Annotated in this window: 22 protein-coding genes; 15 read left to right on the top strand and 7 right to left on the bottom strand. The window is 73.3% G+C overall.

Annotated features, from left to right (window positions below):
• Window positions 1–51: 51 nt before the first annotated feature.
• From fabG to ACN9MS_RS12040, 3 genes are all read left to right on the top strand, one after another.
• Complete coding sequence (fabG, locus tag ACN9MS_RS12050; RefSeq protein ID WP_426308828.1) at window positions 52–777, top strand: 3-oxoacyl-ACP reductase FabG; 726 nt, start codon at window positions 52–54, stop codon at window positions 775–777.
• Window positions 778–919: 142 nt separating this feature from the next.
• Window positions 920–1687: an enoyl-ACP reductase FabI gene (fabI, locus tag ACN9MS_RS12045; RefSeq protein ID WP_389271577.1), complete on the top strand. Its 768-nt coding sequence runs from the start codon at window positions 920–922 to the stop codon at window positions 1685–1687.
• A 14-nt stretch (window positions 1688–1701) separates the two neighbouring features.
• Window positions 1702–2238 (top strand): SixA phosphatase family protein, encoded by a 537-nt coding sequence (locus tag ACN9MS_RS12040; RefSeq protein WP_426308827.1) that lies wholly within the window; start codon window positions 1702–1704, stop codon window positions 2236–2238.
• A gap of 75 nt (window positions 2239–2313) precedes the next feature.
• Here ACN9MS_RS12040 and serB read toward each other — a convergent pair whose 3' ends face one another.
• Both serB and glgC read right to left on the bottom strand, forming a co-directional pair.
• Entirely contained in the window at window positions 2314–2940 is a 627-nt protein-coding gene (gene serB, locus ACN9MS_RS12035) for a phosphoserine phosphatase SerB (protein WP_426311890.1), read from the bottom strand.
• Between the two features lie 158 nt (window positions 2941–3098).
• Window positions 3099–4340 (bottom strand): glucose-1-phosphate adenylyltransferase, encoded by a 1242-nt coding sequence (gene glgC / locus ACN9MS_RS12030; protein ID WP_426308826.1) that lies wholly within the window; start codon window positions 4338–4340, stop codon window positions 3099–3101.
• A gap of 129 nt (window positions 4341–4469) precedes the next feature.
• Between glgC and glgA the strand changes: the two genes are divergently transcribed.
• The 4 genes from glgA (at window position 4470) to ACN9MS_RS12010 (ending at window position 7913) form a co-directional block, all read left to right on the top strand.
• Window positions 4470–5681: a glycogen synthase gene (gene glgA / locus ACN9MS_RS12025; RefSeq protein ID WP_426308825.1), complete on the top strand. Its 1212-nt coding sequence runs from the start codon at window positions 4470–4472 to the stop codon at window positions 5679–5681.
• Window positions 5678–6160 (top strand): SRPBCC domain-containing protein, encoded by a 483-nt coding sequence (locus ACN9MS_RS12020; protein WP_426308824.1) that lies wholly within the window; start codon window positions 5678–5680, stop codon window positions 6158–6160. The genes glgA and ACN9MS_RS12020 overlap by 4 nt, the downstream gene beginning before the upstream one ends.
• A 281-nt stretch (window positions 6161–6441) precedes the next feature.
• Window positions 6442–6930, top strand: coding sequence for a DUF6318 family protein (locus ACN9MS_RS12015; RefSeq protein ID WP_426308823.1), 489 nt, complete (start codon window positions 6442–6444; stop codon window positions 6928–6930).
• On the top strand, window positions 6930–7913 hold the full coding sequence (locus tag ACN9MS_RS12010; protein ID WP_426308822.1) for a hypothetical protein: 984 nt from the start codon (window positions 6930–6932) through the stop codon (window positions 7911–7913). Before ACN9MS_RS12015 ends, ACN9MS_RS12010 begins: the two co-directional genes overlap by 1 nt.
• Before the next feature lie 299 nt (window positions 7914–8212).
• On the opposite strand, the gene ACN9MS_RS12005 is transcribed toward ACN9MS_RS12010, so the two are convergent.
• Window positions 8213–9049: a hypothetical protein gene (locus ACN9MS_RS12005; RefSeq protein WP_426308821.1), complete on the bottom strand. Its 837-nt coding sequence runs from the start codon at window positions 9047–9049 to the stop codon at window positions 8213–8215.
• 27 nt (window positions 9050–9076) lie between these two features.
• Between ACN9MS_RS12005 and ACN9MS_RS12000 the strand changes: the two genes are divergently transcribed.
• The 6 genes from ACN9MS_RS12000 to ACN9MS_RS11975 all read left to right on the top strand — a co-directional run bounded on the left by ACN9MS_RS12000 (window position 9077) and on the right by ACN9MS_RS11975 (window position 16762).
• Complete coding sequence (locus tag ACN9MS_RS12000) at window positions 9077–9865, top strand: ABC transporter ATP-binding protein (RefSeq protein ID WP_378232213.1); 789 nt, start codon at window positions 9077–9079, stop codon at window positions 9863–9865.
• A 79-nt stretch (window positions 9866–9944) separates the two neighbouring features.
• Window positions 9945–10415: an NfeD family protein gene (locus tag ACN9MS_RS11995; RefSeq protein WP_308202250.1), complete on the top strand. Its 471-nt coding sequence runs from the start codon at window positions 9945–9947 to the stop codon at window positions 10413–10415.
• 65 nt (window positions 10416–10480) lie between these two features.
• A complete protein-coding gene (locus tag ACN9MS_RS11990; protein ID WP_426308820.1) occupies window positions 10481–11794 on the top strand; it encodes an SPFH domain-containing protein in 1314 nt (437 codons plus the stop codon).
• 221 nt (window positions 11795–12015) lie between these two features.
• A complete protein-coding gene (locus ACN9MS_RS11985) occupies window positions 12016–12777 on the top strand; it encodes a TetR/AcrR family transcriptional regulator (protein ID WP_426308819.1) in 762 nt (253 codons plus the stop codon).
• A gap of 125 nt (window positions 12778–12902) precedes the next feature.
• Window positions 12903–14636 carry an ABC transporter ATP-binding protein gene (locus ACN9MS_RS11980; RefSeq protein WP_426308818.1) on the top strand — a complete coding sequence of 578 codons (1734 nt, stop codon included), beginning with the start codon at window positions 12903–12905 and terminating at the stop codon, window positions 14634–14636.
• Window positions 14633–16762: an ABC transporter ATP-binding protein gene (locus tag ACN9MS_RS11975; RefSeq protein ID WP_426308817.1), complete on the top strand. Its 2130-nt coding sequence runs from the start codon at window positions 14633–14635 to the stop codon at window positions 16760–16762. The genes ACN9MS_RS11980 and ACN9MS_RS11975 overlap by 4 nt, the downstream gene beginning before the upstream one ends.
• A gap of 88 nt (window positions 16763–16850) precedes the next feature.
• Here ACN9MS_RS11975 and ACN9MS_RS11970 read toward each other — a convergent pair whose 3' ends face one another.
• The 3 genes from ACN9MS_RS11970 to ACN9MS_RS11960 form a co-directional block, all read right to left on the bottom strand.
• Window positions 16851–17123: a metal-sensitive transcriptional regulator gene (locus tag ACN9MS_RS11970; protein WP_047233132.1), complete on the bottom strand. Its 273-nt coding sequence runs from the start codon at window positions 17121–17123 to the stop codon at window positions 16851–16853.
• A 277-nt stretch (window positions 17124–17400) separates the two neighbouring features.
• A complete protein-coding gene (locus ACN9MS_RS11965; RefSeq protein ID WP_426308816.1) occupies window positions 17401–17760 on the bottom strand; it encodes a rhodanese-like domain-containing protein in 360 nt (119 codons plus the stop codon).
• Complete coding sequence (locus ACN9MS_RS11960; RefSeq protein WP_426308815.1) at window positions 17757–19523, bottom strand: FAD-dependent oxidoreductase; 1767 nt, start codon at window positions 19521–19523, stop codon at window positions 17757–17759. The genes ACN9MS_RS11965 and ACN9MS_RS11960 overlap by 4 nt, the downstream gene beginning before the upstream one ends.
• A 154-nt stretch (window positions 19524–19677) precedes the next feature.
• On the opposite strand from ACN9MS_RS11960, the gene ACN9MS_RS11955 reads away from it, so the two are divergent.
• Window positions 19678–20712 (top strand): phosphodiester glycosidase family protein, encoded by a 1035-nt coding sequence (locus tag ACN9MS_RS11955; RefSeq protein ID WP_426308814.1) that lies wholly within the window; start codon window positions 19678–19680, stop codon window positions 20710–20712.
• 26 nt (window positions 20713–20738) lie between these two features.
• Window positions 20739–21875 carry a glycosyltransferase gene (locus tag ACN9MS_RS11950; RefSeq protein WP_426308813.1) on the top strand — a complete coding sequence of 379 codons (1137 nt, stop codon included), beginning with the start codon at window positions 20739–20741 and terminating at the stop codon, window positions 21873–21875.
• On the opposite strand, the gene ACN9MS_RS11945 is transcribed toward ACN9MS_RS11950, so the two are convergent.
• Window positions 21784–24636, bottom strand: a complete 2853-nt coding sequence (locus tag ACN9MS_RS11945; protein WP_426308812.1) for a cation-translocating P-type ATPase — start codon at window positions 24634–24636, stop codon at window positions 21784–21786. The genes ACN9MS_RS11950 and ACN9MS_RS11945 overlap by 92 nt on opposite strands.
• Window positions 24637–24768 lie beyond the last annotated feature (132 nt).

Raw genomic sequence — 24768 nt, 5'->3', positions numbered from 1 at the left:
GGGACCCGTCCCCGGCCGCCGACCCACCCGACCGTCCCGAGGAGCCGCACCGTGTCCGAAGCCACCGCACCCGCCCCGCGCACCGTCGTCGTCACCGGCGCGAACCGGGGGATCGGCCGCGCGATCGCCGAGCGGTTCGTGGCGAACGGCGACCGCGTCGCGACCGTCTACCGTGGCGGCGACCTGCCCGAGGGCGTCTTCGGCGCCGTGGCGGACATCACCGACACCGCGGCCGTGGACGCCGCGTTCACCGAGATCGAGAAGGAGCTCGGGCCGGTCGAGGTGCTCGTCGCGAACGCGGGCGTCACGCACGACCAGCTCCTGCTGCGCATGACCGACGAGGACTTCGAGTCCGTGATCGACGTCAACCTCACCGGCACGTTCCGGTGCGTGCGCCGCGTGAGCAAGGGCATGATCCGCCTGCGCCGCGGTCGCATCGTGCTCGTGTCGTCCGTGATCGGCCTCTACGGCGGTGCAGGGCAGGTCAACTACGCGTCCTCCAAGGCCGCGCTCGTCGGCATGGCACGCTCGATCACGCGCGAGCTCGGGTCGCGCAACATCACGGCGAACGTCGTGGCGCCCGGGTTCATCGACACCGCGATGACCGCCGAGCTCCCCGAGGAGCGCCAGTCCGCGTACAAGGCCGCGATCCCCGCGGGGCGCTTCGCCCAGGCCGACGAGGTCGCCGGGGTCGTGCAGTTCCTCGCGTCCGACGACGCCGCGTACGTCTCCGGGGCCGTCATCCCCGTCGACGGCGGCCTCGGCATGGGTCACTGAGCGGACCTGCGACCCGGCCCGCGCGTAGGCCCGTCGTGGTGAGGGTCACGTCCACGGGTCACCGGCGCGCCCGCGCCACCTCTCTTTCAGTACGCTCAGCCTCAGCGCGCCCGCACGGCGGGTGCACGACGGAAGGAAACCGATGGGTCTGCTCGACGGCAAGAAGCTCCTGATCACCGGAGTGCTCACCGACTCCTCGATCGCGTTCCACGCGGCGCGTCTCGCGCAGGAGGAGGGGGCCGAGGTCGTGCTCTCCTCGTTCGGCCGCCAGATGAAGCTCACGCAGGCCTTCGCCAAGCGCCTGCCCGTCGAGGCGCCGGTCGTGCAGCTCGACGTGACGGACGACGACGACCTCGCCGGCCTCGCCGACGCCCTCCGCGAGCACACGGACCGCCTGGACGGCGTCGTGCACTCCATCGGCTTCGCCCCGCAGAGCGTCATGGGCGGCAACTTCCTCTCCGCGACGTGGGAGGACGTGGCCACCGCGCTCCAGGTCTCGACGTTCTCCTACAAGTCGCTCGCGGTCGCCGCGAAGCCGCTCATGACCGACGGCGGGGCCGTGGTGGGCCTCACGTTCGACGCGCAGTTCGCCTGGCCCGTGTACGACTGGATGGGCGTCGCGAAGGCGGGCCTCGAGTCCGCGAACCGCTACCTCGCGCGCGACCTCGGCCCGGACGGCATCCGTGCCAACCTCGTCTCCGCGGGCCCGATCCGCACCACGGCCGCCAAGTCCATCCCCGGCTTCGAGCAGATGGAGGACGGCTGGCCCCAGCGGGCGCCCCTCGGCTGGGACCAGACGACGGCGGAGCCCGCCGCGCGGGCGGTCGTCGCGCTCCTGTCCGACTGGTTCCCGGCGACGACCGGTGAGATCGTGCACGTCGACGGCGGCGTGCACGCCATGGGGCAGTGACTCAGGAGGAGCGCATGGGCGCGGAGACCACCGACGGCGGCGTGCGCCGCCTCGTCCTCCTGCGCCACGCGAAGGCGGAGCCCGGTGGAGGGAGCGTCGACGACGTGCTGCGTCCCCTCGCCCTGAACGGGCGGCGGCAGGCGGTCCGCGTCGGCGGCGCGCTGCGCGACACCGGGCTCGTCCCCGAGCGCGTGCTGTGCTCGTCGGCGCTCCGCACGCGCCAGACCTGGGAGCTGCTCTCCGCGCACCTGGGCGACGTGGACCCCGACGTCGTCGTGAGCGACGACCTCTACGCGGCCGACGTGACCGACGTGCTGGACCTCGTCCGGTCGACGGACTCGCGGGTGCGCACGCTGCTCGTCGTCGGGCACGAGCCCACGATGGCGGCGACGGCGTCGCACCTGGCCGACCCTGCCTCCGACGGCGGGGCGCTCGCCCAGGTGCGCGTCGGCGTACCGACGGCGACGTACTCCGTGCTCGAGTCCGCGACGACCTGGGACGCCTGGGTGCCCCGCGGTGCCCTCCTCACCTACGTGGGTCGCCCGTCCTGACGTTCGCGTCCCGCTCGTGACGCGAGAGAGCCCTGGTCCGCACGGATCAGGGCTCTCTCACGCGCGGGTCGTGGCTCAGCGCGCGGCGTCCACCCGGTCGACGACGTCGAGCACGGCGTCGATGCGCGGCCCGTCGACGCCGTAGGGCGCCTGCGCGCGCACGACGGGCTTCGCGGCGAACGCGACGCCGATACCCGCGGCGCCGATCATGTCGAGGTCGTTCGCGCCGTCGCCCACGGCGATCGTCGCGCTCATCGGCAGGCCGAGCTGGGCTGCGAACTCGCGCAGCGCGACCTCCTTCGCGGCGCGGTCCACGACCGGGCCGGTCGTGCGACCGGTCAGCCGGCCGTCGGCGACCTCGAGCCGGTTCGCGCGGAAGCGGGTGATCCCCAGCTCGGCCGCGAGGTCGGCGACGATCTCCTCGAAGCCGCCCGAGACGAGACCGACCTCCCATCCGCGGCGGTGCGCCTCGGCGACGAGCTCGCGCACGCCCGGCGTGAACGTCGCGCGGGCCCGGACGTCGGCGAACGCCTCGACGGGAACCCCGGCGAGGGTCGCGACGCGCTCGCGCAGCGAGGCGCCGAAGTCGATCTCGCCGCGCATCGCGCGCTCGGTCACGTCCGTGACCTCCGCGCGCGTCCCCGCGTGGTCGGCGAGGAGCTCGATGACCTCCTGCTCGATGAGCGTCGAGTCCACGTCCATGACGAGGAGCCGGACGGGACCGCTCGTGGGGTCGGGGGTCACGCGGGGGCTCCTCGTGGTGTCGGTCTCGTCGGTGCCCGGGGTGGGCACCTCGGCGGGCGCGTCGACGGGCAGCGCGGCGCGGACGACGTCGGGCACGACGCCGGCGGGGGAGGGCGTCACTCGACGACCGTCCCCTTGGGGACGACCGTGATGCCGGACTCGGTGACCGTGAACCCGCGGGCACGGTCCTGCTCGGGGTCGAGCCCGATGCGCGCCTGCTCGCCCACGACGACGTTCTTGTCGATGATCGCGCGGTGGACCTGCGCGTGGCGGTGCACCTGGACGCCGTCCATGAGCACGGAGTCCGAGACCGACGACCACGAGTGCAGGTAGGTGCCGGGGGAGAGGACCGAGCCGACCGCCGTCGCGCCCGAGATGATCACGCCGGGGGAGACCAGGGAGTCCGCGGCGTGCCCGAGGCGACCGCGGCCCGCGTGCACGAACTTCGCGGGCGGCAGGCCCGTGTAGCCCGTGTGCAGCGGCCACTCCTCGTTATAGAGGTTGAACACCGGGGTGACCGCGATGAGGTCCTTGTTCGCGTCGTAGTACGAGTCGATCGTCCCCACGTCGCGCCAGTAGTCGCGGTCGCGGTCCGTCGAGCCCGGGACGTCGTTGCGGATGAAGTCGTAGACCGCGGCCGTGCCCTTCTCGACGAACGCAGGCACGATGTCGCCGCCCATGTCGTGGCGCGAGTCCGCGTTCGCGGCGTCGGACGTCACGGCGTCGATGAGCGCATCCGCGTCGATGACGTAGTTGCCCATCGACGCGAGGACCTCGTCGGGGGAGTCCGCGAGGCCCACCGGGTCCTTGGGCTTCTCGCGGAACGCCGCGATCTTCGTCGGGTCCTTCGGGTCCGTCTCGATGACGCCGAACTGGTCCGCCATGGAGATCGGCTGCCGGATTCCCGCGACGGTGAGCTGCGCGCCGGACTCGACGTGCGCGTCGACCATCTGGGAGAAGTCCATGCGGTACACGTGGTCGGCGCCGACCACGACGACGATGTCCGGCCGCTCGTCGTCGATGATGTTGAGGCACTGGTAGATCGCGTCGGCGCTGCCGAGGTACCAGTGCTTGCCGACGCGCTGCTGCGCGGGCACCGGGGCCACGTAGTTGCCCAGGAGCGACGACATGCGCCACGTCTTGGTGATGTGCCGGTCGAGGCTGTGGGACTTGTACTGCGTGAGCACAATGATGTGCAGGTAGTGCGAGTTCACGAGGTTGGACAGCGCGAAGTCCACCAGGCGGTAGATGCCCCCGAACGGCACCGCGGGCTTGGCCCGCGAGGCGGTCAGCGGCATGAGGCGCTTGCCCTCGCCCCCGGCGAGGACGATGGCGAGGACTCGTGGTGCGGCGGCCATGCCCAGACCGTAGCCCCTCGGGGCGGCACCCCGCAGCAGGGACCCGCATCCTGGGCGCGGCGCGCCCGCACGGACCGCGCGGGCGGTCATCGCGGGACCGCGGCGGGGTACTCGGCTACGGTGTGGCGCGTGAGAGTGGACCTGCTGACCCGTGAGTACCCGCCGCACGTCTACGGCGGCGCCGGCGTGCACGTCGCCGAGCTGTCCGCGGTCCTGCGCCGCCACGTGGACGTGCGGGTGCGCTGCTTCGACGGCCCGCGCGGCGAGGACGGCGTGACCGGCTACTCGGTCCCGGACGTCCTCTCGGGGGCGAACGCCGCGCTCGGCACGTTCGGCGTCGACCTCCAGATGGCCGACGACGTCGCGGGCACCGACCTCGTGCACTCCCACACCTGGTACGCCAACCTCGGCGGCCACCTGGCCGGCCTGCTGCACGGCGTGCCGCACGTGCTCTCCGCGCACTCGCTCGAGCCGCTGCGCCCGTGGAAGGCCGAGCAGCTCGGTGGCGGGTACGCGCTGTCGTCCTGGGCCGAGCGCACCGCGTACGAGGGCGCGGCCGGGATCGTCGCGGTGTCCGGCGGGATGCGCGACGACATCCTGCGCGTCTACCCGCAGGTCGACCCCGCGAAGGTGCACGTCGTGCACAACGGCATCGACCTCGACGGCTGGCGGCGTCCGGAGTCGGAGACGCAGCGCGGTGGCGCCGACGGGGTCGTCCGTCGTCTGGGCATCGACCCCGACCGCCCGGCCGTGGTGTTCGTCGGCCGGATCACGCGCCAGAAGGGTCTTCCCTACCTGCTGCGCGCCGCGCGCTCGCTGCCCGACGACGTCCAGCTCGTGCTGTGCGCCGGCGCGCCCGACACGCCGGAGATCGCCGCCGAGGTGAGCGGCGCCGTCGCCGAGCTCCAGAAGGAGCGCAGCGGCGTCGTCTGGATCGAGCAGATGCTCCCGCGCGCCGAGCTCGTCGCCGTGCTCGCCGCGTCCACCGTGTTCGTGTGCCCGTCGGTGTACGAGCCGCTCGGCATCGTCAACCTCGAGGCCATGGCCGTCGGGCTGCCCGTCGTCGGGACCGCGACCGGCGGCATCCCCGAGGTCGTGGACGACGGCGTCACGGGCCTCCTCGTCCCGATCGACCAGGCGGACGACGGCACGGGCACCCCGCTCGACCCCGACCGCTTCGTCGCGGACCTCGCAGCCGCCCTGACCCAGGTCGTGAGCGACCCCGAGCGCGCCGCCGCGATGGGCCGCGCCGCGCGGCAGCGCGTCGAGGACCACTTCGCGTGGGACGCGATCGGCGAGCGCACGCTCGAGGTCTACCAGACGGTGCTGGGGCAGTCGTGACCACCGCGGGGAGCGACCGGGTCGACGAGGCGACGCGCCTCGTCGCCGCCGCGCCCAGCGCCGTCTATCGGGCCCTCGTCGACGAGGACGCGCTCGTCGCGTGGCTCCCTCCAGAGGGCATGACCGGTCGCTTCGAGCGCTTCGACCTGCGTCCCGGCGGTAGCTACCGCATGGTCCTCGCCTACGACGACCCGCAGGCCGACCCCGGCAAGGCAGGCGAGGGCACCGACATCGTCGACGTCGCGATCGTCGACCTCGTGCCCGGCCGGAGCGTCGTGCAGGAGGTCGACTTCCCGTCCGACGACCCGGCGTTCGCCGGGACCATGACGATGACCTGGACCGTCGAGCCCGCCGGAGACGGCGCGCGCGTCACCGTCCGCGCCACGGGCGTGCCGTCGGGCATCTCGCCGGAGGACCACGCCGAAGGGATGGCGTCGTCGCTCGCGCACCTCGACGCGTACGTGACGTCGGGCTCCTGAGCCGCCCCGGGGCGGACGGCGCGTTGTCCACAAGGCGGGACGTGCGGGTTTCGCCCGGCGCGTGGTTTCGCTAGGTTGCTGGGCAGCCCGCGCGCCTCATGGACGTGGCGTGCGGTGGTTCGCATCGATCTGCAGGGGGTCTCGTGCGTCGTTCTCGTGTGCTGTCCCGTGCCCGACGGCGGTCGCTCGCCGTGGGTGCCGTTCTTGCCGTGGGGTGGGTGGTCGCCGGGTGCGCCGGTGGCGGCGACCCCGGTCCGTCGCCGTCGGTCGAGGAGCCGGCCGTGCCGTCGCCGTCCGAGTCGCCCGAGCCCACGCCGACCGAGTCCGGGCCGGTGAAGCCTGAACGTCCCGCGGCGATGGAGCGCGACGACGCCGAGGGTGCCGCCGCTGCTGCGGAGTACTTCCTCGAGCTGTACCCCTACGTCATGGCGACCGGCGACACCGCCGAGTGGGAGTCCATGTCCCATGCCGAATGCGGCTACTGCTCCGGCAGCCTCGAGAACGCCAAATGGCTCCTCGAGACCCGGTCGGTCTTTACTGGTGGAGCCACGACGACGGAGGTGCTGCACGTCTACTCGCGGGACGAGGCGACTGGCATCTTCCCGGTCGACTTGCGATCGACCCAAGAGTCGATCTTGGTGGTCGACGAGGCAGGTGAGACCGTCGAACAAGTGGACAACGATGTCCTCGATGTCCGAGTGGAGGTCGGACGAAGCGCGGGTGCTTGGGTGATCGTCGAGGTCGTTCCTCTGTCCGAGGTGGGCGCCTGATGAATCGTCTCGGCACGTCTCTCGCGCTCGCTATCCTTCTGACCGACGGCCTTGGGGTAGCCAGGGGCACCGGCCACCTGCATCGGCCGTCGTTCGAACTGGTGATGTCGGCACGCCCCGCTACTTTCCTGAACGCTGCGCCTGATGATCCCCCGGGCGGGTTCGGCCACCGAGAACAGGCATCTGGCCAAGAGATCAGCGTCGAGGCCTGGCAGGACACGGCTGCGGGAGGGACCCACGAGGTCGCCCCCTCCGCAGGAGGTCCCGCGACGGAACGGTACTTCCGCTCCACGCAGAAGTTGTGCGATCTTTTCGACGGGCTGGACGACCCGACGTCGGACCTGTCGCAGGGGTGTGCAGACTCCGAGAGACTCTTGGAGGGAGAACGACTCGAGTGCGAGGCGGACTCGTACTACCTGGGCGCGCTGTACCGCCAAACCCGCGAGATCGGCGCCGACGGAACACCGGGTGCGTGGTCCGCGTCCGGCGAGCCCGTCGCGGACCAGTCGTGTGTCACGCCAGCCGACCTCGCCGGAGAGGCCGAGCGCGCGTTCGCGACGCTCGCTATCGCGCCGTCACCGATCGTCGTGCAGCCCCCCGACGGGTGGACCCTGGTCAATGTCCCCACCATCACCTACACCCAGCCCGGGACCCAGACCCTGGACACGACCCTGCTCGGCATCCCCGTGCAGATCCGCGCCACCCCGCGGTCCTACGCGTGGGACTACGGCGACGGTGCCAACCCGCTCACCACGACCGATCCAGGAGCGGCCTACCCTCACCACACCATCGCGCACACCTACGACCAGCCCGCCGACCAGGTCCAGATCACGCTCACCACGACCTGGTCCGGGCAGTTCCGCATCACCGGCACCCCCACCTGGACCGACGTCACCGGTACCGCCGCCACTACCAGCGCCGCCGACCCGCTGCGCGTCTACGAGGCCCGGTCTCGCCTCGTCACCGACAACCTCTCCGACTGATGCGCCCCCGGGCCGTGGTCACACTCCACGGCTGCGGCCGCCGTCTCCGACCGGCGCCACCACCCACCCCGCAGCCCTGTGTCGGAGGGGACAGCGGGGGACCGAGGGGACGTCGTCGAGCACAGGGCGCCCCGCCACCTGTTCGAGACCAAGCCGTGTGCGAGACCATTCCCCGCGTGCGAGATCGACCCGAGCGTTCGAGATCGACCCTCGGGAGGTCGACCTCGCGGCGCACGGGTCGATCTCGCGCGTTTGAGGGGGTGGGGGGCGACGTCGTCGCGGGGCAGCCGGTGGCCGGGTCAGGACGCGGCGATCCAGAGGGTGGCGGCGCCGACGGCGTGGCGGGAGGCGCGGTCGACCTCGCGGAGGGCGGTGGAGCGCTGGTCGGCCTGCCAGAGGTTGACGGAACCGCCGTCGTCGGCGGTGGCGAGGTCGACGATGGCGCGCAGGCGGACGGCCTGGGTCAGCACCTGGACGCCGCGCGGTGGCACGGTCGCGGGGAGCTGCCAGGTCGGGGCGCCGCCCGCGCGCAGGTCGGCGATGGCCCCGGCGGCGTCGTCGCGCCAGCGCGCGACGTCGAGCTCGTCGAGGGCACGGGTCGCGAGGAGCAGGGCGGTGCGCAGGTCGCGCTCGGCCTCGGCGAGCGAGCCGAGGGCGCCGAGGACGCGCGTGCTCCACGGACCGACCGAGGTCACGTGCCAGGTGACGAGGTGGCCCGGCTCGAGGTCGCTGCCGAACTCCGTGACCTCGGGCACGAGCGCCCACGATCCGGACGACGTCGTGACGACGACGCACTCGCCGGCGTCGGTCGCGCGGGCCGCGGCCTCCGGCGGGACGCCGGTGACGTCGCCGGGGACGGGGGCGAGCGCGACGACCTCGCGCGCGTCGCCGGCCCACGCGCCGGCCAGGTCCTCCAGGCGGAGGTCGCCCAGCGCCCCGGACACGACGTGCGGCTCGTCGTCGCGCTGCACCGCGCGGAGCAGGCCGGCCAGACCGTCGTCGTCGCCGAGGCGCACCGCGCGCAGCCAGAGCGCGAGGAGCGCGCTGCGAGGGAGGGCACCTGCGCTCGAGGCAGAGCCGGGTCCGGGACCGGGACCGGAGGCGTCGTGCGGACCCTCGGACGAGTGTGAGACCACGACGGCCAACCTATAGGGTCGGTGACCATGAGCGCGGTTCTCGACCTGAAGGGCGTCACCGTCCGACGTCACCCCAAGACCATCCTCGACGCGGTGGACTGGCAGGTGAACGAGGGCGAGCGGTGGGTCGTGCTGGGCCGCAACGGCGCCGGCAAGACGACGCTCCTGCAGGTCGCGTCCGCGCGGATGCACCCCACGGCGGGCACCGCCGACATCCTGGGCGAGCGGATGGGCCGCGTCGACGTCTTCGAGCTCCGGCCGCGCATCGGGCTCGCGTCCGCGGCCCTCGCGGAGCAGATCCCCGGAGACGAGACGGTGCGCGACGTCGTGCTCACGGCCGCGTACGGCGTCACGGGCCGGTGGCGCGAGGAGTACGAGGAGTTCGACGCGGAGCGTGCGAGCGACCTGCTCGCCGCGTTCGGCGTCGACCACCTGGCGGACCGCCTGTTCGGCACCCTCTCCGAGGGCGAGCGCAAGCGCACCCAGATCGCACGGTCGCTCATGACCGACCCCGAGCTCCTGCTCCTTGACGAGCCGGCCGCGGGCCTGGACCTCGGCGGGCGCGAGGAGCTCGTCGGCGCGCTGTCCGAGCTCGCAGGCGACCCGGCGTCCCCGGTGCTCGTCCTCGTCACGCACCACGTCGAGGAGATCCCGCCGGGGTTCACGCACCTGCTCCTGCTCAAGGACGGCGTCGTGCACACGGCCGGCCCGGTCGAGGAGGTCCTCACGGCCGAGAACCTCAGCGACGCGTTCGGCATGCCGCTCCTCGTCGCGCACGGTGGCGGGCGCTGGATGGCGCGCGCCGCGCGGGTGTGACGCAACCGTCCTCGACCAGGTGCGTCGAGATGCGTGCACTGCGGGCGGAAATTCGGTAAAGTACACGTAAAGCGCGCACGTGGGAACGGGGGTCGAGATGGACTGGCTGTGGTGGGTCGGAGCGGCGCTTCTCCTTGCTCTCGTGGAGATCATCTCGCTCGACCTCGTGCTCATCATGCTGGCCGGCGGCTCGCTCGCCGCGGCCGGCGTCAACGCTGCCGGTGGGCCGCTGTGGCTCCAGATCGTGGCGTTCGCGGTCGTGAGCGCCGTCCTGCTGCTCACCCTCCGGCCGTGGCTCCTGCGCCACCTGCGGTCGCGGGTCCCGCTCACGGAGACGAACGTCGCCGCCCACGTCGGCCGCACGGCGCTCGCCGTCGACCGCGTGAGCGAGTTCGGCGGCCGCGTGAAGCTCGTCGGCGAGGTCTGGACCGCGCGGACCGAGCCCGACGCTCCCCAGATCCCCGTGGGGACGGAGGTGCGCGTCGTGCGGATCGACGGCGCGACGGCCGTCGTCGCGCCGCTGCCCGCGCAGCACCCGACCGGGTCGTGACCGACCGGCACGACCCGCACCGCGCCGCCGGGCGACCGGTCGCGCCGACGACCAGGAGGTAGTCGATGAACGACCCCAGTCCCGGAACGATCCTCGCGTACGTCGTCCTCGCGCTGATCCTGATCTTCGTGATCGTCGCGCTCGTCAAGGCGGTGCGCATCGTGCCGCAGGCGGTCGCGATCATCGTCGAGCGCCTGGGCCGGTACTCGCGCACGCTCGAACCGGGCCTGCACCTGCTGGTGCCGTTCATCGACCGCGTGCGCGCCTCGGTCGACCTGCGCGAGCAGGTCGTCTCCTTCCCGCCGCAGCCCGTGATCACGTCGGACAACCTCGTGGTCAGCATCGACACGGTGATCTACTTCCAGGTCACGGAGCCCAAGTCGGCGGTCTACGAGATCGCGAACTACATCACGGCGATCGAGCAGCTCACCGTCACGACGCTGCGCAACGTCATCGGCTCGATGGACCTCGAGCAGACGCTCACGAGCCGTGACCAGATCAACGGCCAGCTCCGTGGCGTCCTCGACGAGGCGACCGGCCGCTGGGGCATCCGTGTCAACCGCGTCGAGCTCAAGTCGATCGACCCGCCGCCCAGCGTGCAGGGCTCCATGGAGCAGCAGATGCGCGCCGAGCGTGACCGCCGCGCGGCCATCCTCACCGCGGAGGGCGTCAAGCAGTCGCAGATCCTCACGGCCGAGGGCGAGAAGCAGGCGGCGATCCTCCGGGCCGAGGGCGACGCGCAGTCGAAGATCCTCACCGCGGAGGGCGAGGCGCGCGCGATCCTCCAGGTGTTCGACGCCATCCACGAGGGCGACGCCGACCCCAAGCTGCTCGCGTACCAGTACCTCCAGATGCTCCCGCAGATCGCGAACGGCAGCGCGAGCAAGCTGTGGGTCGTGCCGACGGAGTTCACGGCCGCGCTCGGGTCCATCGCCAAGGGCTTCGGCGGCGTGCCGGGGATCGACGGCGGGGGAGTGCCGAGCGGGACGCCCGCCCAGGACGCGGAGGCGGCCGAGGCGAGCGCCGAGGCGCGCCGCGAGCGCGAGCGCGACCGCGTGAAGTTCGGCGTGCCGTCGCTCACCGATCCGTCGGAGGCGCTGGCCGAGGCGCGCCGCCAGGCCGAGGCGGCCACCGCGGACGCCACGAGCGCGGGGACGCGGTCCGGTCTCCCGTTCGACCCGCAGACGGAGCGCGGCCAGCACCCGGGCGGCTCCGGCGAGCACCGCGCAGGCCCGCCGGAGCCTGGCGCCGCGACGCCGCGCCCGCTGGGCGGCCCCTCGCAGTACGCGCCGCCTCCGCCGCCGCCCGTCGAGGACGCGCCCGAGGCGGACGAGCCGCCCGCCGACGAGCCGCCGCCGTCGTTCCCGCCGCACCGCTGACCTCCGTGGTCGACGTCGCGCGGCCGGCGGCACCGCGACACCCCGTCGTGTCGCCGCCACGGCCCCGGTGACGCGCGGCTGATGCCGTTCCGTACCGCAGAGCCCCGCCCCGTCCTGGGTGCGGGGCTCTCGCGCGTCGCGGGACGCCGGTGCGGGACCCGTCGTTCCGCCGTCAGCAGATCGCGTTGAGAGTGAGTGCTCACTCAGTTAGCCTCGACGTCGTGACACCGGTCTCCGTCCCGCACGACGCGCCTCCCGACGCGCCTGCCCCCGAGCGCACGCGCGCCCGTCCGCTGTCGCGCGAGGAGCGCCGCGACGCGATCGCCGCCGCGACGATCCCGCTGCTCGTCGAGCACGGCGCGGCCGTGACGACGCGCCAGATCGCCGACGCCGCGGGCGTCGCGGAGGGCACGCTGTTCCGCGCGTTCGCGGACAAGGACGAGATCCTGCACGCCGCCGTCGTGCGCTCGCTCGACCCGGCGCCGGCGGTCGCGGCGATCCGCATGCTCCCGGACGACGACGGTCTGCGCCCGCTCGTGGTGAGCATCGTCGAGTTCCTGCTCGAGGCGCAGCGGGTCGGCATGCGGATCTTCGCCGCCGCGCACCAGGTGCTCGACCCGCACCGCCACTCCGCCGGGCGTGGCCACGGCCCCCACGACGCGGTGCCCGACCGCACGACCGCGGACCGCGCCGAGGCGGTACGCCGTATGCGGGCCGGGGACGGCCCGGACGCCCGCCGGGCGGGTTTCGACGCGCGCGAGCGCTCCGCGCGCGAGATCGTCGGCGCGATCGAGCGCAAGCTCGCCGCCCACCGCGCGGAGCTGCGCGTGGAGCCCGGCCTCGCGGCGCGCGCCGTCTTCTCCCTCGTCTTCGGAAACGCCTTGCCGCACCTGTCTGGCGGTGACAGGCTCGACGCCGTGCAGCTCGCCGACCTGATCCTGGGCGGCATCGGAGCGGACGTCACCACCGACCCCTCGCCCTGACGGGCCCCGCCACCACGCCCTGCGGCAGCCCTCGCCCGGCTCCGTCCCCGGCTCGATCCCCGGCGCCCTGGGCGCCCCTGCGGCCCGACCGCCCGTCCCGTAGCCCCCACCCGGACAGGAACCCCATGCTTGTCAGCCTCTTGCGGACGCGGTTGCGTCCCTACCTGACTCCGATCCTCATCCTCCTCGGGCTCCAGCTCGTCGCGACGCTCGCGTCGTTGTACCTGCCGAGCCTCAACGCCGACATCATCGACCAGGGCGTCACGCAGGGTGACACCGCGTACATCATGCGCACCGGCGGCCTCATGCTCCTCGTGAGCCTGGGCCAGGTCGTGTGCGCGATCGCGGCCGTCTACTTCGGCGCGCGGGTCGCGATGTCGTTCGGCCGCGACGTGCGCGCCGGGCTGTTCACCAACGTGCAGCGCTTCTCCGCCCAGGAGATGGGCCAGTTCGGTGCGCCGTCCCTCATCACGCGCACCACGAACGACGTGCAACAGGTGCAGATGCTCGTGCTGCTGTCGCTGACCATCATGGTCATGGCGCCGATCATGCTGGTCGGCGGCGTGGTGATGGCGCTCCAGGAGAACGTCGAGCTCTCCGCCCTCCTGCTCGTCATCGTGCCCGTGCTCGGCGTGAGCGTCGGGCTCATCATCTGGCGGATGGTCCCGTACTTCCGGCAGATGCAGAAGAAGATCGACGGCATCAACGCCGTCCTGCGCGAGCAGATCACGGGCATCCGCGTGATCCGGGCGTTCGTGCGCGAGCGGCGCGAGGCCGAGCGGTTCGACGTCGCGAACGACGCGCTGTTCGACGTCTCGCTCAAGGCGGGCAAGCTCATGGCGCTCATGTTCCCGACCGTCATGCTCGTCATGAACGCGTCGAGCATCGCGGTGCTGTGGTTCGGCGGGCGCCAGATCGACGCGGGCGACATGGAGGTCGGTGCGCTCACCGCGTTCCTGTCCTACCTCATGTACATCCTCATGGCCGTGATGATGTCGACGATGATGTTCATGATGGTGCCGCGCGCGGCCGTCTCCGCCGAGCGCATCACGGACGTCCTGCGCACGACCGCCACGGTCGTCGAGCCGGAGCGGCCCGTGGCCCTCACCTCGCGCACCGGGCGCGTCGAGCTCGACGGCGTCGAGTTCCGCTACCCGGGCGCCGAGGACCCGGTGCTGCACGACGTGTCGTTCGTCGCCGAGCCCGGGCAGACCACGGCGATCATCGGCTCGACCGGCTCCGGCAAGACGACGCTGCTCAACCTCGTGCCGCGGCTGTTCGACGTCACGGGCGGCTCCGTGCGGATCGACGGGACCGACGTGCGCGACCTCACGGGCGCGGACCTCGGCTCGCTCCTGGGCCTCGTGCCCCAGAAGGCCTACCTGTTCTCGGGGACCGTCGCGGACAACCTCCGGTACGGGCGGCCCGACGCGACCGAGGAGCAGATGTGGGAGGCGCTCGACGTCGCCCAGGCCCGCGACTTCGTCGAGGCGCTCGACGGCGGGCTCGACGCGCCCGTCGCGCAGGGCGGGACGAACTTCTCCGGCGGCCAGCGCCAGCGGCTCGCCATCGCCCGCGCGATCGTGCGCGACCCCGCGGTCTACCTGTTCGACGACTCGTTCTCCGCGCTCGACTACGCGACCGACGCGCGCCTGCGCGCTGCCCTCGCGCCCCGCACGCGGCACTCCACGGTGATCGTCGTCGCGCAGCGCGTCGCGACGATCCGCGGCGCCGACCAGATCCTCGTGCTCGACCACGGCCGCATCGTCGGCCGCGGCACGCACGCCGAGCTCCTCGAGTCCAACGAGACCTACCAGGAGATCGTCTACTCCCAGCTCTCGATCGAGGAGGCAGCATGAGCGGCGAGCAGGACGCCTCGCGCACGCCCGCGCCGTCGGGCCGGGACATCCCCGCGCCCGACGCCGCGCCCGGCTCCGACACGCCCACCGCGAAGGGTGGCGACGTCGCCCGGACCCGGCTCGCCGGGCGTCCCCGCGGCGGCGGGGGGCACGGCCCGATGGGCGGCATGGGCGTGCCCGGTGAGAAGGCGCTCGACTTCAAGGGCTCCCTGCGCCGGTTCGCCGCGTCGCTGCGGCCCGAGCGCGTGCCGATCGTCGCCGTCGTGATCCTCGGCGTCGTCTCGGTGGCGCTCGCGGTCGCCGGCCCCAAGCTCCTGGGCAACGCGACGAACATCATCTTCGCGGGCGTCGTCGGGTCCCAGCTCCCGGCGGGCGTGACGCAGGCCCAGGCCGTCGACGCGCTGCGCGCCCAGGGGCAGGACCAGGTCGCGGATCTCGTCTCGGGCGTCCCCGGCCTCGTCCCCGGCGAGGGCATCGACTTCACGGCGCTCGCGACCGTGCTCGCGTGGGTGCTCGCGGTCTACGTCGGCTCGTTCCTGTTCGGGTGGCTGCAGGGGCGCATCACGGCGATCGTCGTGCAGCGCACCGTCTACCGGCTGCGCGGCGAGGTGCAGACCAAGCTCGGGCGCCTCCCGCTGTCGTACTTCGACCGCAACCCGCGCGGCGAGATCCTCTCGCGCGTGACGAACGACATCGACAACATCTCCCAGACGCTCACGCAGACGCTCTCGCAGCTCGTGACGTCGGTCCTCACCGTGGTGGGCGTGCTCGGCGTGATGTTCTGGATCTCGCCGCTGCTCGCGGTGGTCGCGCTCGTGACGGTGCCGCTGTCCGTGATCATCACGGCGCAGATCGCCAAGCGCTCGCAGCCGCAGTTCATCCAGCAGTGGGCGGCCACGGGACGCCTCAACGCCCACATCGAGGAGATGTACACGGGGCACACGCTGGTCAAGGTCTACGGCCACCAGCAGGCCGCGATCGACGACTTCGAGCGCGAGAACGGCGACCTGTACGACGCGAGCTTCAAGGCACAGTTCATCTCCGGCACCATCCAGCCGGCGATGGGGTTCATCGCGAACCTCAACTACGTGATCGTCGCGGTGGTCGGCGGGCTGCGCGTCGCGTCGGGCACCATGACGCTCGGCGACGTGCAGGCGTTCATCCAGTACTCGCGCCAGTTCACGCAGCCCATCACGCAGATCGCGTCGATGATGAACCTGCTCCAGTCGGGCGTCGCGTCGGCCGAGCGGGTCTACGACCTGCTCGACGCCGAGGAGCAGACGCCGGACCCGTCGCCCGCGGAGACGGTCGACCCGGTGCGCGGCCGCGTCGCGTTCGACGACGTGTCGTTCTCCTACAGCCCCGACACGCCGCTCATCGAGCACCTCGACCTCGTCGTCGAGCCCGGCCAGACGATCGCGATCGTCGGGCCGACGGGCGCGGGCAAGACCACGCTCGTCAACCTGCTCATGCGGTTCTACGACGTGGACTCGGGCCGGATCACGCTCGACGGCGTGGACACGCGCGCCATGACGCGCGACGACCTGCGCTCCGACATCGGGATGGTGCTCCAGGACACGTGGCTCTTCAAGGGCACGATCGAGGAGAACCTGCGCTACGGCGTGCGCGACGGGCGGGACGTGGGCGAGGAGGAGTTCCTCGCGGCGACGCGTGCGACGCACGTCGACCCGTTCGTGCGCACGCTGCCCGACGGGTACGCGACGGTGATCGACGACGAGGGCTCGAGCGTGAGCGCGGGGGAGAAGCAGCTCCTCACGATCGCGCGCGCGTTCCTCGCCGACCCGGCCATCCTCGTGCTCGACGAGGCGACGAGCTCGGTCGACACGCGCACCGAGGTGCTGGTCCAGCAGGCGATGAACGCGCTGCGCGAGGGGCGCACGTCGTTCGTCATCGCACACCGCCTGTCGACGATCCGCGACGCGGACACGATCCTCGTCATGGAGCAGGGGTCGATCGTCGAGCAGGGCTCGCACGACGAGCTGCTCGCGGCGGGTGGCGCGTACGCGCGGCTGTACGAGAGCCAGTTCGCGGCGCCCGTCGGCGCCGAGGCGCAGGACGCGATGGACGCCGCCGCGGCGCCCGCGGGGCGGCCTGCGGGCGGCTGACGAGCGACCGGCAACGCCTCGGCCCCCGTGGGTCCACCTGAGGGTGGACGCACGGGGGCCGACCTGTGAGACGACCGGGGACCGGCGCTCAGGCGAGCGAGAGGAACAGCTTCTCGAGCTTCGCCACGTCGAGCGTCGGGTCCTCGCCGTCCTCGGCCGGCTCGGTGAGGCACTGGCGCATGCCGGACGCGATGATCGCGAAGCCCGCGCGGTCGAGCGCGCGCGACACGGCGGAGAGCTGCGTGACGACGTCCTCGCAGTCCCGCCCCTCGTCGATCATGCGCACGACGGCCGCGAGCTGGCCCTGGGCGCGCTTGAGCCGGTTGACGACCTTGTCCATGTCGGTGCGGTCGAGCTCCACGGTCGTTCTCCTGCGTTCGTCGGGGTGGTTCGTCTCGGTGGTTCGTCTCGGTGGGTCGCCGTCAGGCGCAGGTGCAGCGCTGCTCGGGCGGCACCTCGGCCATGACCTCGTCGGCGTGCATGCCGCAGCCGGTCCAGGTGGTCTTGCCGCACGTGCGGCACAGGGCGGGACTGCACACGGTGTGTCTCCTCGGGTGGGGGCGGGTTCGGTCTCGGGGCGGGGCGGGGCGGGGCTCGGTGCGCGGTCGGGGAGGACCCGGGGCGCGGGTCGTGCAGGATCAGCGTCGCACGGCTCCGCCCGCGGCCTGCCACGCGCCGAGCCCGCCGGACAGGCTCGTCGCGGCGTAGCCGAGCGACCGGAGCCGGCGGGCCGCGGTGCGCGAGCGCATCCCGGACGCGCACACCACGACGACGGTCGCGCCGTCCTGGAGGCGCCGGGGCGCGGCCGACGGGACGTCGGCGAGCGGCACGTGCACGGCCTGGGGCGCGTGCCCGGCGCGCCACTCGTCGCGCTCGCGCACGTCGAGCAGCGTCGCGCCGTCGCGGACGAGCTGCACGGCCGTGGCGGCGTCGACGCTCGGGCGCACGCCGCCGTCGTCGGACGAGCGGGAGAACAGGCGGCGGAGGCGGTCGATCATGCGGGGACTCCTTCGAGGGCGCGCGCGGCGCGCGGCGTGGTGGTCAGGGTGAGCCAGCCGCCGGAGAGGTTGCGCGCGTCGAGCCCGGCGGCGAGCAGGACACGGGTGGCGAGGTAGGAACGGACGCCGCTCGCGCAGTGCACGGCGACGGGGCGGCCCTCGGCGGCGGCGCGCACCTCGTCGAGCCGCGCACGCAGCTCGGTGTGCGGCACGTTGAGGGCTCCGTCGAGGTGGCCGCCCGCGTGCTCGGCGCGCGACCGGACGTCGAGCACGAGCGACGTCGCGACGACCTCGTCGAGGTCGGCCGCGTGCCACTGCGGCATCGTGCCGTCGAGCACGTTCTGCGCGACGAACCCCAGCATGTTCACGACGTCCTTGGCCGCGCCGTAGGGCGGGGCGTACGCGAGCTCGAGCTCGGCGAGGTCGTCGGCCGTGAGGCCGGCGCGCAGCGCCGTCGCGAGCACGTCGACGCGCTTGTCCACCCCGGCGCGGCCCACGGCCTGCGCGCCGAGCAGGCGGCCGTCGGGCGCGAAGCTCGCCGTCACGTGCACCGGCTCCGCCCCGGCGAACCACCCCGCGTGGTGGGCGGCGTGGACCCGGACCTGCTCGTGCGCCAAGCCGGCGGCCGTCAGGGTCGCGTGGCTCGGCCCCGTGACCGCGGCGGTGAGCCCGAACACGCGGACGATCGCGGTGCCGAGCACGGGCGCCTGGGGCGTCGTCCGGTGGCCCAGCATCGCGTCCGCAGCGCGCCGGCCCTGGCGGTTGGCCGGGCCGGCGAGCGGGACGGGACCCGTCGCGCCGGTCACCGCGTGCACGACCTCGACGGCGTCGCCGACGGCCCACACGTGCGGGTCGGACGTGCGCTGGTCGGCGTCGACGCGGATCGCGCCGCGCTCGCCGAGCGCGAGCCCTGCGGCCGCGGCGAGGTCGCTCGCGGGCCGCACACCGACGCTCACGAGCACGACGTCGGCGTCGAGCAGCGTGCCGTCGGCGAGCTCGAGCGCGACGGCGTGGTCCGCGCCGGCGGGCCGGGGCACGACGGCGGTCGCGGACGTCCCGAGGTGGAGCCCGACCCCGTGGTCGCGCAGCTCGTCCGCGAGGAGTGGCGCGAGGTCCGGCTCGAGCGGCGGGAGCAGCTGGTCGGCGCGCTCGACGACGTCGACGGAAAGCCCTCGGGTGACGAGCGCCTCCACGGCCTCGAGCCCGATGAACCCCGCCCCGACGACGACGGCCCGCACCGGGGCGGTGCGCCCCGCCGCGACCTCGGCCTCGAGGCCTGCGAGCCGCTCGGCGAGCGCGTCGAGGTCGGCGATCGTCCGCAGCGTGTGCACCGCCGGGAGGTCGAGACCCGCGACCGGCGGGAGCACGGTGGTCGCGCCCGGCGCGAGCAGGAGCGCGTCGTAGGCGAGCTCGTAGGCCCCGTCCTCGGTCGTGACGGTGACCGTTCGCGCGGTCCGGTCGATCGCCGTGACGCGGTGCCGGGTCCGGACGTCCAGGTCGAGGCTCGCGCGCAGCGACGCGGGGGAGTGCAGCAGGAGGGCGTCGCGGTCCGCGATCTCGCCCGACACCTGGTACGGCAGGCCACAGCCCGCGAACGAGACGTGGTCGGACTGCTCGAGCACGACGATCGACGCGTGCTCGTCGAGGCGGCGGGCGCGCGCGGCGGCGCTCATGCCGCCCGCGACGCCCCCGACGACGACGATGCGGCGCGGGCCGTCGGGGTCGGACGGGCGGGTCGTCAGGCCGGAGGTCGAGGGGATCATGGCTCGACGATACCCCGGGGGGTATCCCCGGAGGCAAGCCGACCGAGTGAGACGTCCGTCACGGGGGCGTCTCCGAGCGGTGGGCGGACCCCCTCACAGCCGACGAACAGCCACGCCACCCGGGCGGCACACGCCTGCTCCGTAGACACGGACCATGAGCACCCCGACCCCACCCCCGCACGACCCGCCCGCTGTCCTGCGCCCGCGCCGACGACGATGGCGCGTCGCGCTCGTCGTGACCCTCGCCGTGCTGCTCCCGCTGGGAGGCGCGACGGCCTGGGCGCTGGACCGGTTCGTCGTCGAGCACGTCGAGATCGCCGACGTGACGGCGTACGAGGCGTCCCAGAGCTCCGACGCGGACGGGACGTCGGACCACGGCACCACGGCGGACGACAGCGCGGGCACCTCGGCCGGCACCGCCACGGGCGCCGCGACCGTCGACGGCGACACCTACACGTCGGACGGCACGAGCATCACGGTCACCCAGGTGACCACCGGCTCGGGCGCCGACACCGTGACGTACTACGTGGCCGACGTCGTGCTCTCCGACATGACGGACCTGCGCTCCGCGTTCGCGCAGGACGCGTTCGGCACGAACATCACGGAGACGACGTCCGACATCGCGGCCGACCACGACGCCGTCCTCGCGATCAACGGCGACTACTACGGGTTCCGCGACACCGGCATCGTCGTCCGCAACGGCGTCGTGTACCGGGACGACGGCGCGCGCGAGGGCCTCGCCCTCTACCGCGACGGCCACGTCGAGGTCTACGACGAGACGACGACCGACGCGCAGAGCCTCGTCGACGCCGGCGTGTGGAACACGCTGTCGTTCGGGCCCGCCCTCGTCGAGGACGGCGAGGTCGTGGCCGGGATCGACGACGTCGAGGTCGACACGAACGTCGGGAACCACTCGATCCAGGGGGAGCAGCCGCGCACGGCGGTCGGGGTGGTCGACGCGAACCACCTCGTCCTCGTCGTCGTGGACGGCCGCCAGGAGGGCTACTCCCGCGGCGTGACCATGACGGAGCTCGCCAGGATCATGCAGGACCTCGGCGCGACGACCGCGTACAACATCGACGGCGGCGGGTCCTCGACCCTGTACTTCGACGGCGAGGTCGTCAACAGCCCGTCGCAGGGTCGCGAGCGCGGCACGTCCGACGTCCTCTACGTCGCGGACGGTGCGTGATGGCGGCGGCGACCACGCACGCGCCTGTGACCCGGCCCGGCGCGGAGGCCGTCCGGACCGCCGTCGTGGTCCCCGCGTACCAGCCGGACGCGCGCCTCGTCGCCCTCGTCGACGCGCTGCGCGCCGCGGTCCCCGGGCTGCCGGTCGTGGTGGTCGACGACGGCAGCGACCGGCGGTGCGGGGGAGTGTTCCGCGCGGTGCGGGCGCTGGGTGCTGTCGTGCTCGCGGTGCCGGTGAACCGCGGGAAGGGCCACGCGCTGCGCACCGGCGTCCGGTGGGTGCGCGACCGGTTGCCCGGCCACGGCGTCGTGTGCGCCGACGCGGACGGGCAGCACACGGTCCTCGACGTGCTCCGCGTGGCGGCGCGGTCGCAGAGCGAGCCCGACGCCGTCGTGCTCGGCGCGCGACGCTTCGCGGGCGGCGTCCCGCTGCGCAGCCGCGTGGGCAACACGGCGACGCGCTGGGCGTTCGCGGCGGCGACCGGAACGCGCGTGCGCGACACGCAGACCGGGCTGCGCGCCTATGGACCGGGCCTGCTGGACGACCTGCTCGCCGTGCGCGGCGACCGGTACGAGTACGAGCTGCGCGCGCTCCTCGGCGCGACCCGCGCGGGCCGCCGGATCGTCGAGGTGGACGTGGCGACGGTCTACCTCGACGACAACGCGTCCTCCCACTTCCGGCCCGTCGCCGACTCGCTGCGCGTGTGGGCACCGCTGCTGCGGTTCGCCGCGTCGTCGCTGGGGTCGGCCGCGGTCGACGTCGTCGGGCTGCTCGTGCTTCAGGCGCTCACCGGGTCGCTCCTCGCGGCCGTGGTGGGCGCGCGCCTGCTCAGCGCGGGCGCGAACTTCGCCGTCAACCGTCGCCTCGTGTTCGCGGGCGGGCGCGACGTCCCGCTGCGCGCCGCCGTCGTGCGGTACGCGGCGCTCGCGGTCGTGCTGCTCGCGGCGAGCTACGGGCTGCTCGCGCTCCTGACCGGGCTCGGCGTGCCGCTCCTCGCGGCGAAGGTCGGCACCGACGCGGCCCTCTTCGCGACGAGCTATGAGGTGCAGCGGCGGGTGGTGTTCGCTCGCCTCACCCCAGGCCGGCGCGCCGACCGGCGTCCGGGCGCTCGACGAGCGCGGGCACGTGGTCGCGCGCGGTCCAGCGTCGGCCGACCCACTTGATCACCTCGACGAGCAGGAAGACGACGAGCGCGAGCCCGAGCGTCTTGCCCCACTCGACGACGTCGATGGGGGCCGAGTCGAACCAGGAGTGCATGAACGGCGCGTAGACGAACACGGCCTGGAGGGCGAGGAGCGTCACGGCCGAGATCCAGATCACCCGGTTGCCGCGGAGGACGTCGAGCGTGAGGCTCGACCGGTCGAGGAACCGGCAGTTGAACAGGTACGCGAGCTGGCCGAGCGCGAGCATCGTCACGGCCGTCGTCTGGGCCTCGGCGATCGGGACGCCCTGGGCCCGCTCGACGTAGAACAGCAGGATCGTCGCGCCGCCGATGAGGAGCGAGACGAGCAGGATGCGCCGCACGTACGCGCCGTCGAGGATCGACGCCTTGGGGTCGCGCGGGGCGCGGCGCATGACGTCGGGCTCCGCCTTCTCGTACGCGAGCGCGAGCGACAGCGTGACGGCGGTGATCATGTTGATCCACAGGACCTGGACCGGCTGGAGCGGCAGCGTGAGGCCGAACAGGACCGCGACGAGGATGACGAGCGACTGCGCGCCGTTGGTCGGCAGGAGGAAGAGCAAGGACTTGCGGATGTTGTCGTAGATCCGCCGCCCCTCCTTCACCGCGCGCTCGATGGTCGCGAAGTTGTCGTCCGCGAGCACGACCTCCGCGGCCTCCTTGGTCGCCTCCGTGCCCTTGATGCCCATCGCGACACCGACGTCCGCCTGGGTGAGGGCCGGGGCGTCGTTCACCCCGTCGCCCGTCATGGCGACGACCTCGCCGTGCGACTGGAGCGCGGAGACGATCCGGATCTTGTGCTCGGGGCTCGTGCGCGCGTACACGTCGACGTCGCGCACGACCTGGCGCAGCCTCTCCGTGCTCATCTCCTCGAGCTCGGGGCCGGTGAGCACGGCGGGCGCGACGTTCTCGCCGGTCCCGTCGTGGGGGTCCACGATGCCCATCTCGCGGCCGATCGCGAGGGCCGTGCCCGCGTGGTCGCCCGTGATCATCTTCACGCGGATGCCCGCGTCGCGGCACTCGGCGATGGCCTCGATCGCCTCGGGTCGCGGCGGGTCGACGATCCCGACGAGCCCGCACAGCTCGAGCCCGTCCGCGACGTCGTCGACGTCGAGGTCGTCCGTGCCTGCGACCGCGGTCCGCCGGGCCGCGGCGAGCACGCGCAGGCCGCGCCCGCCGAGCGCGTCGATCTGCGCGTCCCAGAACGCACGGTCGAGCGGCTCGGTGCCGCCGTCCTCGCCCACCTGGGTCGCGCACCGGTCGAGCACGCGGTCCGGCGCGCCCTTGACGTGCACGTGCAGGCCGCCGTCCGGGTCGGCGTCGAGCGTCGCCATGAACTTGTTCTCGGACTCGAACGGCACGACGGCGACGCGCCACCACCCCGTGGGGTCGACGCCGGCCTTCATGCCGAGCGTGCGCAGCGCGCCCTCGGTCGGCTCGCCGACGAGCCGCCACCCGTCGGCGTCCGACTCGTCGGGGACGATCCGCGCGTCGTTGCAGAGCATCATGACGGTCGCCAGGGCCGCGAGGTCCCGGTCGCCCGCGAGGTCCGCGTGCCGCTCGCCGTCGGTCTCGTCGAGCGTGACGTCGCCGACCGGGGCGTACCCCGCGCCCGCGACGGCGAACGTGCGCCCGCTCGTGCGGACCGTGCGCGCCGTCATCTCGTTCTTGGTGAGCGTGCCCGTCTTGTCGGAGCAGATCGTGGTCACCGACCCGAGCGTCTCGACCGCGGGGAGCTTGCGCGTGATCGCGCGGCGGCGGGCCATCTGCTGCACGCCGAGCGCGAGCGTGATCGTCACGAGCGCGGGCAGTCCCTCGGGCACCGCGGCGACCGCGAAGCCGATCGACGCCGAGATCAGCTCCGGGACGGTGAAGTCGTGGAAGACGCGGCCGATGATCACCATGACGACGGCCATCGCGAGGATGAGCACCGCGAGGAGCTTGCCGAAGCGGTCGAGCTGGCGCGTGAGCGGCGTGGCGAGGCTGCGGACCTCGGAGATCATGGTCTGGATCCGGCCGATCTCCGTCGCCGTCCCCGTCGCGGTGACGACCCCGACGCCCTGGCCCGCGGCCACCAGCGTGCTCGAGAAGAGCATGCTCGACCGGTCGCCCACGCCCGCGTCCGCACCGACGGCGTCGACCTTCTTCGCCGCGGCGACGGACTCTCCGGTGAGCGCCGACTCCTCGACGCGCAGGTTCGTCGCCTGGATCAGCCGCACGTCCGCGGGCACGCGGTCGCCCGAGCGCACGCGCACCACGTCGCCCGGCACGACGTCGTCGGCGTCCACGCGCGCCCACGCGCCGTCGCGGCGCACCTCCGCGTTGACCGAGAGCATGTTGCGGATGCCCTCCAGCGCGCTCTCCGCGCGACCCTCCTGGATGAACCCGATCGCCGCGTTGATGACCGCGACCGCGAGGATGACCGTGAAGTCGACCCAGTCGCCGAGGATCGCCTTGAGCACCGCCGAGACGAGCAGGATGTAGATGAGCACGTCGTCGAAGTGCACGAGGATCCGCTTCCACAGCGGGTCGCGCTGCGGCGGCGGCAACCGGTTGGGTCCCACGTCCGCGAGGCGCGCCGCGGCGTCGGCGTTCGAGAGCCCGCCCGCGTCCGTGCCGAGCTCGGCCAGGACGTCGTCGGGCGGGCGTGACCACGGCGCGTCGAGCGGCCGCTCGGCGGTGCCGGCGGACGTCGAGGAGACCGTCGAGGCGGGGGTCGGTGCAGCGTCCGGCGCGGATCCCATGCCCCTATTCGACCCCGGATGCCCGGATCGCGCGAGGGCCGAACGTCCGTCACGTCCGCGCGGGCCGCCTCGGCCCTCCCTCCGGGTGTGGAGCGCCGCGCGGCGAGCCGTGCGACGCCGACGTCGGAGGTG

The organism is Cellulosimicrobium sp. E-16, assembly GCF_049913115.1.
GTDB lineage: Bacteria > Actinomycetota > Actinomycetes > Actinomycetales > Cellulomonadaceae > Cellulosimicrobium.
Note: the sequence above shows the minus strand (reverse complement) of the source record. Positions and strands in the feature narration are given on the sequence as shown.